The sequence below is a fragment of the Flavobacterium sp. FlaQc-47 genome (assembly GCF_044006475.1).
Taxonomy (GTDB): Bacteria; Bacteroidota; Bacteroidia; order Flavobacteriales; family Flavobacteriaceae; genus Flavobacterium.
In genome coordinates this window covers 185,247-199,456 of sequence record NZ_JBIPCQ010000008.1, presented here as the reverse complement: position 1 = coordinate 199,456, position 14,210 = coordinate 185,247, and the positions used below count along the sequence as shown (strand labels likewise).

General features: G+C 33.4%; 20 protein-coding genes. 4 read left to right on the top strand and 16 right to left on the bottom strand.

Features of this window, described 5'->3' with window-relative positions:
- Positions 1-164: 164 nt before the first annotated feature.
- From ACHRVX_RS21575 to ACHRVX_RS21530, 10 genes are all read right to left on the bottom strand, one after another.
- Positions 165-743, bottom strand: a complete 579-nt coding sequence (locus ACHRVX_RS21575) for a DUF4833 domain-containing protein (RefSeq protein ID WP_395336154.1) — start codon at positions 741-743, stop codon at positions 165-167.
- A gap of 317 nt (positions 744-1,060) precedes the next feature.
- On the bottom strand, positions 1,061-1,492 hold the full coding sequence (locus ACHRVX_RS21570) for a GtrA family protein (RefSeq protein ID WP_395336152.1): 432 nt from the start codon (positions 1,490-1,492) through the stop codon (positions 1,061-1,063).
- Position 1,493: 1 nt separating this feature from the next.
- Positions 1,494-2,180, bottom strand: a complete 687-nt coding sequence (locus ACHRVX_RS21565) for a CDP-alcohol phosphatidyltransferase family protein (RefSeq protein ID WP_395336150.1) — start codon at positions 2,178-2,180, stop codon at positions 1,494-1,496.
- 153 nt (positions 2,181-2,333) lie between these two features.
- On the bottom strand, positions 2,334-3,140 hold the full coding sequence (locus tag ACHRVX_RS21560) for a phytanoyl-CoA dioxygenase family protein (protein WP_395336148.1): 807 nt from the start codon (positions 3,138-3,140) through the stop codon (positions 2,334-2,336).
- Between the two features lie 221 nt (positions 3,141-3,361).
- Entirely contained in the window at positions 3,362-4,150 is a 789-nt protein-coding gene (locus ACHRVX_RS21555; RefSeq protein WP_395336145.1) for an SDR family NAD(P)-dependent oxidoreductase, read from the bottom strand.
- Between the two features lie 232 nt (positions 4,151-4,382).
- Entirely contained in the window at positions 4,383-4,805 is a 423-nt protein-coding gene (locus tag ACHRVX_RS21550; RefSeq protein ID WP_395336143.1) for an organic hydroperoxide resistance protein, read from the bottom strand.
- A 1-nt stretch (position 4,806) separates the two neighbouring features.
- Positions 4,807-5,238, bottom strand: a complete 432-nt coding sequence (locus ACHRVX_RS21545) for a MarR family winged helix-turn-helix transcriptional regulator (protein ID WP_395336141.1) — start codon at positions 5,236-5,238, stop codon at positions 4,807-4,809.
- A gap of 26 nt (positions 5,239-5,264) precedes the next feature.
- Positions 5,265-5,897 carry an NAD(P)H-dependent oxidoreductase gene (locus ACHRVX_RS21540; RefSeq protein WP_395336139.1) on the bottom strand — a complete coding sequence of 211 codons (633 nt, stop codon included), beginning with the start codon at positions 5,895-5,897 and terminating at the stop codon, positions 5,265-5,267.
- A 158-nt stretch (positions 5,898-6,055) separates the two neighbouring features.
- A complete protein-coding gene (locus tag ACHRVX_RS21535; RefSeq protein ID WP_395336137.1) occupies positions 6,056-7,216 on the bottom strand; it encodes an MFS transporter in 1,161 nt (386 codons plus the stop codon).
- Positions 7,217-7,276: 60 nt separating this feature from the next.
- Positions 7,277-7,444, bottom strand: coding sequence for a hypothetical protein (locus ACHRVX_RS21530; RefSeq protein WP_395336135.1), 168 nt, complete (start codon positions 7,442-7,444; stop codon positions 7,277-7,279).
- Positions 7,445-7,540: 96 nt separating this feature from the next.
- On the opposite strand from ACHRVX_RS21530, the gene ACHRVX_RS21525 reads away from it, so the two are divergent.
- The 3 genes from ACHRVX_RS21525 (at position 7,541) to ACHRVX_RS21515 (ending at position 9,865) form a co-directional block, all read left to right on the top strand.
- Positions 7,541-7,900: a winged helix-turn-helix transcriptional regulator gene (locus tag ACHRVX_RS21525; protein WP_395336132.1), complete on the top strand. Its 360-nt coding sequence runs from the start codon at positions 7,541-7,543 to the stop codon at positions 7,898-7,900.
- 295 nt (positions 7,901-8,195) lie between these two features.
- Positions 8,196-8,792 (top strand): peroxiredoxin-like family protein, encoded by a 597-nt coding sequence (locus ACHRVX_RS21520; protein ID WP_395336130.1) that lies wholly within the window; start codon positions 8,196-8,198, stop codon positions 8,790-8,792.
- A gap of 500 nt (positions 8,793-9,292) precedes the next feature.
- On the top strand, positions 9,293-9,865 hold the full coding sequence (locus tag ACHRVX_RS21515; protein WP_395336128.1) for a DUF1349 domain-containing protein: 573 nt from the start codon (positions 9,293-9,295) through the stop codon (positions 9,863-9,865).
- 97 nt (positions 9,866-9,962) lie between these two features.
- Here the strand turns inward: ACHRVX_RS21515 and ACHRVX_RS21510 are convergent, their stop codons facing one another.
- Positions 9,963-10,841, bottom strand: coding sequence for a helix-turn-helix domain-containing protein (locus ACHRVX_RS21510; protein ID WP_395336126.1), 879 nt, complete (start codon positions 10,839-10,841; stop codon positions 9,963-9,965).
- 155 nt (positions 10,842-10,996) lie between these two features.
- On the opposite strand from ACHRVX_RS21510, the gene ACHRVX_RS21505 reads away from it, so the two are divergent.
- The gene (locus tag ACHRVX_RS21505) at positions 10,997-11,392 is read left to right on the top strand and encodes a RidA family protein (RefSeq protein ID WP_395336124.1); all 396 of its coding nucleotides are present in this window, start codon (positions 10,997-10,999) and stop codon (positions 11,390-11,392) included.
- A 184-nt stretch (positions 11,393-11,576) separates the two neighbouring features.
- Here ACHRVX_RS21505 and ACHRVX_RS21500 read toward each other — a convergent pair whose 3' ends face one another.
- The 5 genes from ACHRVX_RS21500 to ACHRVX_RS21480 form a co-directional block, all read right to left on the bottom strand.
- On the bottom strand, positions 11,577-12,062 hold the full coding sequence (locus tag ACHRVX_RS21500) for a DinB family protein (RefSeq protein ID WP_395336122.1): 486 nt from the start codon (positions 12,060-12,062) through the stop codon (positions 11,577-11,579).
- Between the two features lie 4 nt (positions 12,063-12,066).
- Complete coding sequence (locus ACHRVX_RS21495; RefSeq protein WP_395336120.1) at positions 12,067-12,456, bottom strand: DoxX family protein; 390 nt, start codon at positions 12,454-12,456, stop codon at positions 12,067-12,069.
- A 4-nt stretch (positions 12,457-12,460) separates the two neighbouring features.
- On the bottom strand, positions 12,461-12,922 hold the full coding sequence (locus ACHRVX_RS21490) for a YHS domain-containing (seleno)protein (RefSeq protein ID WP_395336117.1): 462 nt from the start codon (positions 12,920-12,922) through the stop codon (positions 12,461-12,463).
- Positions 12,923-12,940: 18 nt separating this feature from the next.
- Positions 12,941-13,384 carry a YHS domain-containing (seleno)protein gene (locus tag ACHRVX_RS21485; RefSeq protein WP_395336114.1) on the bottom strand — a complete coding sequence of 148 codons (444 nt, stop codon included), beginning with the start codon at positions 13,382-13,384 and terminating at the stop codon, positions 12,941-12,943.
- Between the two features lie 106 nt (positions 13,385-13,490).
- Positions 13,491-14,207: a hypothetical protein gene (locus ACHRVX_RS21480; RefSeq protein ID WP_395336112.1), complete on the bottom strand. Its 717-nt coding sequence runs from the start codon at positions 14,205-14,207 to the stop codon at positions 13,491-13,493.
- Between the last annotated feature and the right edge of the window lie 3 nt (positions 14,208-14,210).

Below are 14,210 nucleotides of genomic sequence, written 5' to 3'. Positions count from 1 at the left end.
TTTAAATCTTTAATTAAACAAATAATTAAAGTGTCATAGAGATAAGAGATTGCCTAAAAAAATTATCATTCAGAAGTGCTATTTATTATATTTTTAATTATGACCTTTTTTCTAATTTTAAACAGCCTTTTCTGGTATTATGCGGATCAAAACGAAAAGCTATCTCATTTCAACAACATCCTCTCAGTAATTATTTTACTTGACGAAGCCTCAATTCCGGTAACTTCGGCATATTTTACATTGGGCAACCAAAAAGAACCTCCTTCAATGCGCACAAATATTTTTTCTACCTGTATTTTTTTCTGATTTATATTTGCAAAAACATGATATTTTTGATCTGAATCTATCTTTTTCAAGGTTAAGGGTAACTTTTTGTACGATACAAATTGAAGCTCAAACTCCTCACTATTTACCGTTTTACTTTCTATTCCGTATGCAAATTTGCGTTGTAGGTAACTAAAATCTTTTTGTTCTCCTTTCTCAGCATACCGAATCCAATAGGCTTTTATAGGATTGCTTTTGTCTATTTTTCCATTTTCCTGAAAGTTTATGGCATAAATAGCCGTGTTTATATTCGGGTCGCGCTGAATGTAAAATAGCATATTATCTATATTTTTAGGCGTAGGGAAATGTAATGGAGATGGATTTTTGGATTGTGCCAATAGATTTCCGGAAATTATATTTACTAAGATCGTTATAACGATTAGTGATTTTGTGAATTTTTTAAATAGTAATTTATTCATAATGAATTTTTTTATATAACCTGTTTATTTTAAACACATAGAAACATAGATTTAGTACGGTTAAAAAAAGACGTTTCACTTGTTTAAAAAAACATAGTTGCCTATGTGTTAAAAACTAAGTTTCTTTTTGTTTTCTTCTTTTATATATCATAAGGCTTCGGGTAATCATTAAGTTAAGTTTTTAGAAAATAAAATTATTGCAAATAAAATCCGTTTTTATCCGCGTTTTTACGAAGTAAATCTGTTTTATCCGCGTCAAAATTAAACGCTGATTTTACGGATTCGCTAAAGCGAAAACGCTGATAAAAACGGATTTTCTAATGTGATTCAATTGCATTCTGTTTTTCGTTTGCCTTAAAAACCCAATTTTTGATCAGCGGATAATTAAAGCCATAAGAAACAAAAGTATCCGTGACTAATCTTCCTATTCTATAATCGATTTGAAATACTTTTTGCAAAATAAGCGTACCAAATGATTTTAAGGAAATGCTTCCCAGTACCACCAACGCAAATTTAAAAAGCTGATTATTGATGTTATTGCTATAACCGGGTTGATTTTTAAATACCCAGAGTCTATTGATACCGAAATTAATAATGGCACCAACGGTTCCGGAGATTAAAATAGAAAAGGTAAAATGTACTTTAAATACTTCTGTCAATACAATCATTACACCATAATCTGTAATGCCACCTAAAAATGCCGCAACTTGTGCTTGCAGAAAAGTAAAAATGGATTTTTTGCTGAACATATCAGTCTTGGTTTTTATCTCTTAAATCGCCCAACTTTAAAAGTTTTAAGCTATCTATGATATTAATTAGCAGTAAAATAACGGTGATTAAACCAGCCAGATATGCAATTGATCCCTGAAATAAAACTTCAATAATTAGAATTAAGGCAATAATAAACCTTAGTTCTGTTGGACCAACAAAGCCGGAATCTATACTGTATTCATTTGTAATTTTGTAGCGTAACTGGCTGATTATAATCGACCAGCCATATAATGCGACAAAAGCAAAGGCTACTATTTGTGTGCCATTTTTAGCATAAATGTAGTAGCCAAAGCCTATAAGTACAATGCCAATCCAATCGGCAATAATATCAAGTGCAAAACCATACCAGCGTCGTGGAATATTTCTATAATAAGCCAATCTACCATCTAAAGAATCGCCTAACCAGTTTATAACCAAACCAATAATACCCAAAAGCAAATACCAGTTGGCGAAATAAGTACCTAAAACAAAAGCTAAAAAAACGATTCCAGAACCCAATGTACCCATTAAAGTGAGTACGTTTGGCGAAATGAATTTAGGCACTTTTGGAAGCAAAAACACAATGGTTAACTGTTCTGCTTTTTTTAAAATATTAGTTCGCTTACGGTCTGAAAATGTTCTTTGTACAATGGCACTATGATCTTCAAGCTGTGTTTCTTCTCCCATTAATAGCGCAATATTTGTAAGCCTGACAGTATAGCCAGCTCTACTTTTATAATTTTAAATTTTAGTATTCTTTGCGTATTTTTAAAAAAATCGGTGGTTCTTTTTAGTTTACCTGATCTAACCAGATAACTAAATGCGAGGATAATCAGCATATTATTTAACAATTCCCGCAAAACGTTGATAGAAAACCGTTGGACTGTTCTCGTCTTTAGGAGCATATTTTCCTGCTATAATTGGAATATAAATAACTCTCCTTCTACTGTCTTCGCCACGGATAGATGATTCTGCCACTCTGTGCCACAAACGGCCATCGTGAATGGTTAAATCTCCAGCTTCCGGATTGATCGATACTTCCTGTGGATCGGGTTTATTATCTAAAAAGTATTTTTTACGAAAAAGCATTTGATAAATACTTTGCTTGTGCGTACCGGGAATGATTTTAAGTCCGCCGTTTTCGGGTTTTAAAGTGCTTAAATGAATACCCACATTGAGCATCGGGTTTAGTTTTGCACCATAAAAAATATCTCTCAAACCATCTGTATGCCAGCCCATTTTAGTAAACTTACTTTCCGGTCCGTTGATATAATGATTAAAAACCATTCCGTCTTTTTCTTCAGTACCTAATCTTGAACCATCGCCTGCTAATGGTAATAAACTATTAAATCTTGGGTCAAGCAAAAGACCGCTTAAGGTTTGATGATGCTGATTGATAAAAGCAAAACGTTGTACAATACGAGAACCATCTAAATCTTTTCCGTATTTAATGGGAACACCATTTACTTTTTGAAGGTCATTGTCAATCCATTTTTGCTGCACTTGTTTTGAGGCATCAATGATGGATGAAACAGTGTCCGGATTTATAAATTTTTTGAAATGGATAAAGCCATATTCGTTAAAAAAGTCAATTTGCTCAGCAGTTAATTGCTCAGTAAGCGTAAAAGTTTTATAAGAAGATATCATGATGAATAGATTTAATAAATGAAATAATAGTGTGAAATTTTATCTAAAGTGATTAGCAACAACAACAGCAACACATTCGCATGTTTGTGTGCATTCGACCTTTAGGAAAATTAAACATATTTCTTTTATTAGACATACTCTATGGAATTAGTAGATATTAAAACAAATGTAATATAATTTCTTATTTGCAAAGAATTTTTTTTTGTTTTTTTTTGAAAAAATTAAATTTTATAAATCCCGGCCGCCGTTTTTTCGATAAATGCCTTTGGTAGTATACGGTTGGCATACACCGAAACGATATTGGTAAACCCCGGAATAACTTCTGATTTTTTGTTGAACAAGGCTTTTACTGCCATTTTTGCCACTTCATCAGGTTGCATATTGAACTTTTCGGCCATTTTACTAAAAGCGTTTAAACCCGCTCTTGCAGCAAAACCGGTATCCACCGGACCTGGACTAAAACAGGTTACTGAAATTGAAGTTTGCGCAAGTTCAAAGCGCAAGGCACGGGTAAATGATAAAACAAAAGCCTTTGTAGCCGAATAAACAGCCAGCGTAGGTACAGCCTGGTAGGCAGCAGTACTCGATATATTTAAAATGTAGGCTTGCTTTTCTTGTAAAAGTACGGAAACTAATAAATGTGAGAGTTCTACCACTACATTCATGTTAAGCTGCATCATGTCTAGCTGATTGGTTAGAGAAGACTGACTAAAATCGCCCCAAACCCCATAACCTGCATTGTTAACTAAAATGCCAACCGGATAATTATTCATTTTTATCCAATCGTTTACTTTTTGCGATGCACCATTTGTCGAAAGATCAATTGATAAAACAGAAGCATTAATGCCGTATTTAGCTTTAAGATCATGAGATAGTACTTTTAAATCCTCGTCACTTCTTGCAACAAGCAGTAGTGGATAACCCATTTTAGCCAATTGATAAGCAATAGATTTTCCAATGCCTTTGCTGGCGCCGGTTATTAAGGCATACGGTTGATTTTTTTCGCTCATATTATTCATTTAATCATCAAATATAAAGATTAATTGTAAACTGTATAGAACAATCTGAAGAACAAATCCTGCCAAAGTTACTATGACCAGACTTCTCTCTCTCCCACTCTATTTAATACATTTCGTAATGATTCTTTTTCGACATCAAATTATCTTATCTTTCAAATACTGCTGAAATAAAAAAATCTGCCTCAAAGGAAGCAGATTTTTATAATAATTTCAAGAAGTATTTTTAATTATTCGTCACCAAAAGCTTTACTTCAATATTAGATCTTGTTGCGTTAGAATAAGGACAAATCTGATGCGCTTTTTCTGTTAATTCCTGAGCTTCTTCAATAGAAACTCCCGGAATATTCACATCCAATTCTACTGCAAGACCAAAACCACCGTCTTCATTTTGCCCAATGCTTACTTTTGCAGCAACTGACGTTTCCCCTGTTTGAGTTTTAGATAAACTGATAACACGATTCAATGCACTGTCAAAGCACGCTGAATATCCTGCTGCGAAAAGCATTTCCGGATTAGTAAAATCATCATTGGTTCCACCTAACGCTTTGGGCATTCTTACCTCAAGGTCCAAAATTCCGTTTTCACTTTTTACCTTTCCGTTTCTTCCGCCTTTTGCAGTAACGCTTGTTGTATATAATGTTTTCATTTTATTTTTGAATTTTATTTAAAATTTTCTGAACCGTTTCTTTTAGTTCCAATAGATCTTCTGTTGTCAGATTCAGTTTTTCCTGCATTTTTGCCGGAATTTCACAGGCTTTTTGCTGCAAATTTCTTCCTTCATCCGCTAAAAAAACCTGAACGACTCTTTCATCCTCTTTTTTTCTTTTTCTAGTAATAAAACCCTTAATTTCAAGTCTTTTCAGAAGCGGTGTTAAGGTTCCACTGTCGAGATACAGTTTTTCGCCAATCTGATTTACGGTCCAGCCATCCTTTTCCCAAAGTACCATCATCACAAGATACTGTGAGTAGGTAATATCAATCTCATCCAGAAATGGCCGGTACAAACTGATAATTTCTTTTGCGATAACGTAAATCGGAAAACAAAGCTGTTTTTCCAATTGGAGTGGGGAATTTTCCATAATCTTATGACAAACTGGAGTAAAAACTATTTTCTGATGATAAATTCCTCCATAGGAATTCTTACTTTCTTCATTTGAGAAAGCCAGTCATTTTCAGCATCTCTGTAACCCAGATATAAAAGCGTAACACTTTTTAAACCTAGTTCCTTAAGATCTAAAATTTCATCTACCACTTCATTGCTGAAGCCTTCAGCAGGAGTAGAATCGACCTTCAACTCCGCTGCCTGAGCCATTGCCAAACCTAATGCAATATAGCTTTGTCTTGCTGTGTGTGCAAAATGTTGTTCAGGAGTCTGAGCTCCGTAAATTTGCTTGATCTGATCAGTATAACTGCTAAAACGACCTCTTGGCAATTCTCTTACATCAGTGTGATGATCATAAACTTTATCGATTTTCTCATCAGAGTAACTGTCCCAAGCTGCAAAAACCAATACATGAGAACAATCTCTCATAACTTCCGGATTTAATGCACCTTTTACCATCTTCTCTTTCAATTCCTGATTTTCTATAACAATCACGCGAAAAGGCTGTAATCCAGAAGATGTGGGAGCTAATCTTGCAGCTTCTAAAATTTTATTTAAATCTCCTTCTGATACTTTTTTTGTTGAGTCATATGCTTTTACGGCATGTCTCCAGTTTAAATCTTCTATTAATGACATTGTTTATTTTTTTATAAATTAAAAATTTGAATCTTAAAATTGATTGAATCAATATGATAATTCAAATATAGTAAACAATTTAATTGTGCGCAATTTAATTTACATAAATATGCAGTGGATGATCTTTATACAGTTTCGTTTAAAAAAAATTCATAGAATTAGAATCGCAAATCTTTACGGCTTCTACTTTCTAAAAAACTTCTTAAGATAATCATTAGCAAGGCTAAAACACCAAAAACAATTCCTACCAACGGATTATACCCAACGCCTTTTGATATAATTATCCAGCCGCCTAATGTTGTTCCTAATGTTACACCCAAGTTACCAAATGAAGTGGCAAGACTATTAGCAAATTCTAAACTATCAGGTACAGATGAAATCATGTAAGTTGAGGCGTTCAAAAAACTGGGAGAAAACAGGAAACCCCAAATTCCAATTACTACAATTGTTGCAGCGTTATTTCCGTCTGATAAATTTAAAAGGACAGGTATTAAAATAGTTCCCGAAAGGAAAAAAGCGGTGGTTTTTGCAACGTTTTTATTCAGCATTTTACCGGCAATCCAATTGGCAAATACACCAATAACGCCAAACAAAAACAGCATATAGCTTACCATAGTCATATCCATTCCTTTGGCTTTATTGAGATATTCTGCAAAATAACTGTAGGTAGAAAACCACGCTGTAATCATAAAAAAGTTCATTGCCGTACTGACGATAAAAGTAGGCTTCCTTAATATTTTCAATTGACTGCCATAAGATTTTTTTGATTTGACAGGCATTGGCGGCAATACAAAATAAATCGCCGCCAGTGCCACAAGACTCACGATTGCCTGCACCATAAAAGAATATTCCCAAGAGAATAAACCTGCCAGCCAGGTAGCAAATGGAATTGTACTGACACTTGCGATGGCAACACCGCTAAAAACAATGCTCATTAATTCGTTCTCCCTTTTTTTATCTGCCTGCGATATGGCAACTGACAAAGCAGTTGCAATATAAACGGGCTGGAGAAAGGCGGGTAATATCCGTACCAGCATGAGCAGCCAAAAAGGCGGCGAAAAGGAAGAAACTACCCCTGTGATCAAAAAAATAAAAATAGCGGTAAGCATTACTTTCTTACGATCAAAACCTGATGTCAGCAAGGTCATAAAAGGACCGGTCAGCGCAATAACCAATGCAAAAGCACTTAATAAATATCCTGCCTTATCAATGCTAATTTGGTAATGTTCTGCAACCTGCGGCAAAATACCGATGATGCCAAACTCAGTTGTAATTACTGCCAAAAAACTAAGACAGCCAATGTATGCGAATTTTTTCATTATAAAGAATTTTGAGTTGTAATAAATTGGGTAATATCCTGCATTAAAAATTCCCCTTCATTAAGTTATTCCTTTTTGGTCTATTTGAAAAACAGTTTCTTTTTCTCCTGCCAGAGGAATAAATTTTTCATAGAAAGCTCTTCCTGCTTCCGAGAGACTTAGATCTTCAGGCACTTCAATATTTTGAATTTTATGCAATACCTTCTCTACCTGTTCTGATAATTTCATTATATATAAATTTAAAATAGACCGCAAATTTATTAGGTAATGCTTACTTTTACACGGTATACGTCTAAATGTATGGTACTAACAAATTTGTAAGTAATGGGAATCAGGAAAGAAAATTCGACTAATATGCAGAACGAGAAATTCATCACCGAAGGATGTAATTTAACCTATGCTGTTTGTAAAATAGGCGGTCGCTGGAAGTTGATAATCCTGTGTAAATTAGAAGATGGTAAATTAAGATTTGGCGAAATAAGAAAACAAATTCCAAACATTACAGAGCGTATGCTAACACTACAGTTGCGTGAGCTGGAAAAAGAAGGATTGGTAAAACGTACCGTTTATGCTGAAGTTCCACCAAGGGTTGATTATGAACTAACAGCAATAGCAAATGATTTAATTCCGATTTGGCGCCAGTTGGAAAACTGGGGCGCAAAACACAAAGTTTTATTGAAATAATGCACTACAACATTAAGGATAAATGGTATCTACTTCTTACCATTTAAAAACCTTTGCATCATCATGATTCTCCTCGACAACTACCTCATGGTTTTTTCACACCCCTAATTTTGTATGATATAAACTGCTCTTTTTTCCCTGGAACAATTGCCTTTTGATCTTCGACATAAAAGAAATTGTCATTCGCCATAATACCAAATTATAATTATTTTGGGCAAAGTGTAAATTAGCCGACATTATACTTTTTTCTGGTACAATAGTTTTACATCATCAAAAAGATGTCCAACTATATACTATGAAAAAATTACTTTTTACTTTTTTAGTAATCCTCACTTCTGTTGCGAATGCACAAAACGTAATTGCTAAATCTGCGAGTGAAATCGCTCCCCTGATAATAGGAAAAAAGATTCCAAACCTTACTGTAAAATTATCTGATAATACAGATGTAAACATTTCGGACCTACTAAAAAAGAAAAAGACAGTTCTTGTTTTTTATCGTGGAGGCTGGTGTCCGTACTGCAATATGCATTTGCAGGCATTGGCTGAAGCCGAAAAAGAAATTCTGGATCTGGGATATCAAATTATTGCGGTAAGTCCAGATTCTCCTGAAAATCTAAAAGTAACAGAAGAAGAAGACAAAATAAAATACACCTTGGTTTCTGACTCAAAAGGAGAACTAATAAAAGCGGTCGGAATTGCTTTTGAAGCTCCGGACAACCGCAAAAGTGTAATTTACATACAATCTAATGGAGTCAACTCTAATTTCTTACCAGTGCCTTCCGTTTTTGTTGTGAATCGTGACAGCGCAATACTTTTTGAATATGTTTCTCCAGATTACAAGCACCGCATCAGGACAGAATTACTTATTCCGGTATTGAAAAATTTAAAATAAAATAAGATTAAAAAAGCCGGAGCAGAAGAATATCCGAATCGCGATTGGAATATTTTGACGAAATAAGAGTCTTGCCAGCAACTTTAAAATGTAATAAAAAGACAATCACAATAATCAATGACCATAATCATACCACATTATGAAATCAAAAATTCTTCTGCTCGCATCAGATAACAATAGCAAATTCGGTGGTGGAATATTTTAACCAGGCTATTACCAATTTTAATATTTTGAATTAGTACTTGTAGAAAAAAGACCTGGAGTTTGCCAACTTCAGGTTTTTTAATTATGAATTCCAAGAAATTTAGAATTCTTTTATTTCTTTGCAATTTCTGCATGAATCGTTATTGCTGATAAATACAATAGGCTTGCGCTAATCTATTTTGTATCTTTTCACATAGTTTGCAAGCTTTTTCACCATAAATAATGGCCTTTCAATAACAAATTTACCGGATTAAACGTTGCCTTTAAACTTCAAATAACACAAATTAAAAAATTATATGACCAATACTTTTAACAGCAGTCTGAATGCCTGCAAAATCACTGATACAGACACTGGGTTTCAACTTGTAGCAAATGCTAAAACTGATTTCATTTGTAAGTACAAAGAATATATTAAAGATACCGCTTCATTTTTTTATATCGAAAAAACCGGCGATTTTACCATCAAAGCAGAAGTGGAAACAAAAGGAAACTTTGACTACGATGCAGCTTTTTTAATGGTGAGAGAAAGTGAAACCCGATGGATAAAATTAGCCGTTGAGCTTGGCGTTGATGCAACGTATAATGTTGTATCAGTAATCACAGACAATTGGTCTGACGATGCCAATGGTGAATTAATCCCATCAAACAAATGCTGGTTACGAATCACCCGTAAAGGAGACTTATGGGGACTTCATTATTCACTTAATGGAGACAAGTGGAGATTTGTTCGTTGTTTTGGATTAGACTTAGCTCCCACTGTAAAAGTTGGATTTGGAATACAAGCACCGTTAGGGGACCAATGCGAAGGAAAATTAGATTTTATAACCTTAACTGATGAAAGTGTCAAAAACTTTAGAGATGGTAATTAATGAGCAATAGGCTTAATGAAAATTTTTATATTAGAATAACTGTGCAAAATACGAAGAATGGGATTATTCCCAATGAAAAGGAAAAATGCCATTTCTGCTAATTTAAACGACTTTTCGTTTCGCTGGGATTATAGCCAAAATGACTTTTATACAAACGTGAGAAATGGGAAACATTTTCATAACCTACTTCATTACAAATATCTGAAATAGTTAATTGCGTAGAAAAAATTAATTCTTTAGCTTTTTGTAATCGTTTTTCCTGAATCCATTTTGCAGGTGTAGTTTGGAATAAGGATTCAAATTCACGGCGAAAACCGGACAAACTTCGCCCTGATTTATAAGCTAATTCTTCGAGTGTATATGGCTTAAGATAATTCGTTTCTACAACGGTCATTAAATCGCGGGTTTCAATGCGATTCAGATTCACCAGTTGCTGTAAAAATACTGGATTTTCGTCTGAAAGGTCATAAAGCAGTTCCAGGATTTTAAGCTTATATAAACCTGTTTTTATCTTTTCAGTCTCATCAAAATATGGTTTTAATGAGTCTAAAAAGGTTTGTAACCGTATTCCGTAAGAATGAACCAAAATTTTCTTATCTACTATTTTATCATGATGATAATTATCCATTTCTATTAATTTAATAAAATCAAGGATTATATCTTTTTTGAGAGAGAAGGAAACACTTTCGTACATAAAATTGTCTTCTGCTTCGCCTCTCTTCACAATCTCTACGTACGTTGCCTTTTTCAACAGTAACATTTCTCCCTTTTTTAAAGAAATGAACTGATTGCCTATTTGTAATTCATTTGTTCCTTCCAGGGCAAATAATAAAAAATGTTCCTTTAGCATGTTCGTTTTATGGAACGGAGTTTTGTGTTGTTGTCGGCAAATTTCTGTTTTTCCAATTTTATCCGATGATAAGATAATATGTGTTCCGGGATATAAATTCTTTTCTTCTTCTTTGAAAACATGCATGGATATTCATTTTTACAAAAATATAAAATTGTTAGCTACCTAAAGCTTAATTACTTTCAAAATTACACTGAAAGAAATAGTCATTAAATATGGAAGTTTTAGCAAAATCATTGATGGATTAAAAACGGAACTTTACATTAATAAATAATTAAGATATGATAGAGTTTAAAAATTCAGAAAAAGTATTCCAGATAAAAGGTTTATCTCAGGTTGTAGAAATTCCGCTGGGAAATCAAAAAATGTTGTTACTGTCCGGACAAATTCCGCTTAACCAAAAAGGAGAATTAACAGGTAATGATGTAAAAAGTCAGACAGTTCAAATTTTCGAAAATGTCAAGGCCATTTTAGAAAGTTGCAATGCAAGTTTAAATGACATTGTAAAACTTGGGATTTTCATAACAGATATTTCAAAAATTGCTGATTACAGAGAAGCGAGAGATCAATACATTAATCTTGAAACGCCACCAGCAAGCACACTTTTAGAAGTGAAAGGTTTATTTAGAGCTGATATTTTCATTGAAATTGAAGTTACAGCTGTGGTAAACAACTAGTTTTTTATAGTTAAAATAAAGAGGAGAATTTTTTAAAAAAGATTCTCCTCTTTGCTGTTATGCATTTTTCATTTCTGTTAATTTCTTTTCTGTTCACTTCTTTTAGAAAAACAACAATTATATGATCATTAAACCTCTAAAAAGTGCCCCTTTTTGTTACACTAAGCAATTAGACATAAAACAATTAATTGTTTTTATTTCTGTATTCGATAGTGGAGAATGCTACACCAAAATTTTCATCGACCGCGTATTTAAAATTGAGTGATAATCCAATTTTTATCAATGCCTGATGATGAATGCAATGTTCTAAATTATATAGCAATTCACGATAATAATTAGTATCGATACTGATGATTTCATTGATCCCATTTTGTTGCAGCAAGAAATCTTTATTGGGTTTGTCTATAGTGCTAAGTATTAAATCAATTTGAGTAATCGCAAAACAGCTGTTCGTTTCAATTAATTTATTGCGTTCTCTTTTATCATAATTCACTATTCCAGAATCATATTCATTAATAACGCACTGAAACATTTCTATAATATGTCGTATATGTTCGCCAATACTGGAATTGCTCAATTCTGAACACGGCATCACATAATCTTTATCATCAATTTGACTCAGAAGCCTATTTACCTGAAGCAGACAATAGTTGATAGATTGAATAATCATAAAATTAGATTTTGAATTTTAGCAAGTTCTGTAGTTGATTCCTGTTGATCACAATTAAATATAAGCTGCACGCAAATGTTATTAAAGCAAGAATAAATAAAAGCCCGCCATCATTTTTAACTTCTATACCCAGAACAAATAAATGGGACACAATTGCGCCAGCCATAGTTCCTGATGCTAGTAATGCACCTAATAAAGTTGTTCTTGGAACCAGAATCAGGATCGAAGCCATTAGCTCAATAACACCGGAACCTATTCTCCCAAAAGGTTCTATTCCCAGGGTTTGAAAAATATAAATGCTTTCTTCTGCTCCGGTAAATTTAAAATAGAGTGTTTGCAGTAGGATAAAAACTGCTGTGAGTTTAATTATCCAGGTCAAAAAGTGGGTCTGCATCTGATTATTTAATTATTTTTTTCCAGTTATTATCTGCTTTTGCTTTCAGTTTAGTTTCGTCTTTGTTCCACGATTTTAATGTATTATTAAAATAAGCATTATAAAAAAGGTTTAGTTTACCATCAACAATTTTGAATGTTTCCGGGTTAACCTCAACTTTCTCACCTGTTGCACCCATAGCATAAGAACACCACCCGCCATATTGCGGTTCGTATTGTGCAGGATTTTTTAGAAACAAATCTTTGTCTGCCTGTGTTGCAAAATTGTAAGTAACACCATCATAAGCAGCTGTTATTGATGTTTTTCCTTTTACCGCTTTCTTTTGTGTAAAATAAGTTACCGGATCATATCCCTGAATGGCTACCTTGTTTTCAAGATTGAATTCGGCGGCTCTTTTTACCGCTGTCTGAGCAAATGCAGTGGCAGTTAAAAGTGTGGTGAATAGTACTAATATTAATTTTTTCATCGTGATAAATACTAATAGTTATTTTTTATTGTACCAATTTTCATTGGCTTTTTGAATTCTGCTTGCCTGATCTTTAACCCATAATTCTTTTACCTTTAAACTATTGTTTAAATATAATTTGTTGTCTACAATTGTAAACGCTTCGGGTTGAATTGATGCTTCGTGACCTTCTGACATTCCGTAAGCACAATACCCACCAAATTGCGGTACATATTGAGATGGATTTTTTAAAAAAGTTACTTTATTATTCTCTGTAGAAAAATAATAAATGGCATCCTCGTAAGTAGCAGCAAATTCTTTGTTGCCTTTAGTGGCCTTACCATTTTCAAAATAAGCAACTGGATCATACCCTTGTATGGCTATGCTGTTTTGTGTATTAATAGGTTTCGCACTTTTTGAAGTTTGCGCAAAAGATGCCGCTGATAGTACAGACAGCATTAAAATTAAAATTTGTTTTTTCATAGTAGTTAATGCTTAAAGTGTCGCTATTGATAAAGCAAAAGTAAAACAGAATGAAAACGCTAAATGTCGTCTAACAGACAAACAGTATTAAATAATCTGAATTTAATTAATTATAATTTAGAGTTTTATGATAAAGTTGATTTTGTTTCATTATCTGAATAATAGTTTCCGGATTAAGATAGCGTTCATCGCTAGTTTTGTGTTTCAGATTATCAGCACCTCTCCAATAATCGATTTTCAGGTTTTCCCGAACGGATTTGCTCCAATCTAATAATTGAAAACCTAAACCGTGGTTAATACAAATATGATCTGTTCTGGATTCAAATTGATCGACTTGCTTTTTAGAAAAGATTTCGATTAATAACAAGTTCATCATTTTACTAAAGCCTTTGGTTAAATAATCTGAAACATGAGAAAGTTCGTGACCTAAAACACCAACCTGAGCATTAAAATTTAACTTTTTAAACAATATTGGCTCCAATCCGGGATTTGTTTCTTCGCTAATTGTTATGATATATTTTCTATTTTTTGCCGACTGTAACAGTCCGGGTAAAGTTGGCTTTGACGAGAGTGGCGTATTGGTTTTCTTTAATCTAAATTCAATATTGGTATTTTTAAGTTCCGGAAAATAGGAAAGCGCTATTAGAATTTGAGTTTCGTATACTGCCGGAATAATTTTGTTTATACCATAATTTACTTTTAGACTATTCAATTCCCGATTACCCAACGTACTCGCTGAAAAGCTTTTCACAATTTCCTGCGCCTGAGCAATAGTACTAACCAATAAAATTAAAAATACAACTACCAAAAAGGACTGTTTCATAAG

What these genes read in the sequence shown, in the direction of transcription:
- ACHRVX_RS21575 (WP_395336154.1), bottom strand. Translation starts at nt 743, where the DNA reads ATGAATAAATTACTATTTAAAAAATTCACAAAATCACTAATCGTTATA.
- ACHRVX_RS21570 (WP_395336152.1), bottom strand. Translation starts at nt 1,492, where the DNA reads ATGTTCAGCAAAAAATCCATTTTTACTTTTCTGCAAGCACAAGTTGCG.
- ACHRVX_RS21565 (WP_395336150.1), bottom strand. Translation starts at nt 2,180, where the DNA reads ATGGGAGAAGAAACACAGCTTGAAGATCATAGTGCCATTGTACAAAGA.
- ACHRVX_RS21560 (WP_395336148.1), bottom strand. Translation starts at nt 3,140, where the DNA reads ATGATATCTTCTTATAAAACTTTTACGCTTACTGAGCAATTAACTGCT.
- ACHRVX_RS21555 (WP_395336145.1), bottom strand. Translation starts at nt 4,150, where the DNA reads ATGAGCGAAAAAAATCAACCGTATGCCTTAATAACCGGCGCCAGCAAA.
- ACHRVX_RS21550 (WP_395336143.1), bottom strand. Translation starts at nt 4,805, where the DNA reads ATGAAAACATTATATACAACAAGCGTTACTGCAAAAGGCGGAAGAAAC.
- ACHRVX_RS21545 (WP_395336141.1), bottom strand. Translation starts at nt 5,238, where the DNA reads ATGGAAAATTCCCCACTCCAATTGGAAAAACAGCTTTGTTTTCCGATT.
- ACHRVX_RS21540 (WP_395336139.1), bottom strand. Translation starts at nt 5,897, where the DNA reads ATGTCATTAATAGAAGATTTAAACTGGAGACATGCCGTAAAAGCATAT.
- ACHRVX_RS21535 (WP_395336137.1), bottom strand. Translation starts at nt 7,216, where the DNA reads ATGAAAAAATTCGCATACATTGGCTGTCTTAGTTTTTTGGCAGTAATT.
- ACHRVX_RS21530 (WP_395336135.1), bottom strand. Translation starts at nt 7,444, where the DNA reads ATGAAATTATCAGAACAGGTAGAGAAGGTATTGCATAAAATTCAAAAT.
- ACHRVX_RS21525 (WP_395336132.1), top strand. Translation starts at nt 7,541, where the DNA reads ATGGGAATCAGGAAAGAAAATTCGACTAATATGCAGAACGAGAAATTC.
- ACHRVX_RS21520 (WP_395336130.1), top strand. Translation starts at nt 8,196, where the DNA reads ATGAAAAAATTACTTTTTACTTTTTTAGTAATCCTCACTTCTGTTGCG.
- ACHRVX_RS21515 (WP_395336128.1), top strand. Translation starts at nt 9,293, where the DNA reads ATGACCAATACTTTTAACAGCAGTCTGAATGCCTGCAAAATCACTGAT.
- ACHRVX_RS21510 (WP_395336126.1), bottom strand. Translation starts at nt 10,841, where the DNA reads ATGCATGTTTTCAAAGAAGAAGAAAAGAATTTATATCCCGGAACACAT.
- ACHRVX_RS21505 (WP_395336124.1), top strand. Translation starts at nt 10,997, where the DNA reads ATGATAGAGTTTAAAAATTCAGAAAAAGTATTCCAGATAAAAGGTTTA.
- ACHRVX_RS21500 (WP_395336122.1), bottom strand. Translation starts at nt 12,062, where the DNA reads ATGATTATTCAATCTATCAACTATTGTCTGCTTCAGGTAAATAGGCTT.
- ACHRVX_RS21495 (WP_395336120.1), bottom strand. Translation starts at nt 12,456, where the DNA reads ATGCAGACCCACTTTTTGACCTGGATAATTAAACTCACAGCAGTTTTT.
- ACHRVX_RS21490 (WP_395336117.1), bottom strand. Translation starts at nt 12,922, where the DNA reads ATGAAAAAATTAATATTAGTACTATTCACCACACTTTTAACTGCCACT.
- ACHRVX_RS21485 (WP_395336114.1), bottom strand. Translation starts at nt 13,384, where the DNA reads ATGAAAAAACAAATTTTAATTTTAATGCTGTCTGTACTATCAGCGGCA.
- ACHRVX_RS21480 (WP_395336112.1), bottom strand. Translation starts at nt 14,207, where the DNA reads ATGAAACAGTCCTTTTTGGTAGTTGTATTTTTAATTTTATTGGTTAGT.